This window comes from Psychrobacter sp. 16-MNA-CIBAN-0192, assembly GCF_040309565.1.
Classification (GTDB): domain Bacteria; phylum Pseudomonadota; class Gammaproteobacteria; order Pseudomonadales; family Moraxellaceae; genus Psychrobacter.
Genome location: NZ_JBEOOX010000423.1, coordinates 1 through 258, shown reverse-complemented (window position 1 = coordinate 258; position 258 = coordinate 1). Strand labels below are relative to the sequence as shown.

The window sequence follows — 258 nt, the reverse complement described above, 5'->3', positions numbered from 1 at the left end:
AGGTAGCACCAATTGAAATCGATGACCAAGTACCGGTTAAAATACCAATAAACATCGCGATAGAAAAACCTTCAAGCGGTGCCCCACCCAGAATCCATAAAGCCACTACCGTTATCAATGTAGTTCCTGAAGTGACCATAGTTCTGGAAAAGGTTGATTTAATTGCTAAGTTGTTAATGTCAGTTATATTCCACTGTGGTTTAGCCACTAACTGCTCCCGGATCCTGTCCGCAATAATAATTGAATCATTGAGTGAAT

The 258-nt window shown here is 40.3% G+C and carries 1 pseudogene; it reads right to left on the bottom strand.

Annotated elements, in window-relative coordinates:
• Positions 1-208, bottom strand: a pseudogene (locus tag AAEY78_RS13830) (hypothetical protein); the annotation flags it as partial.
• Positions 209-258 lie beyond the last annotated feature (50 nt).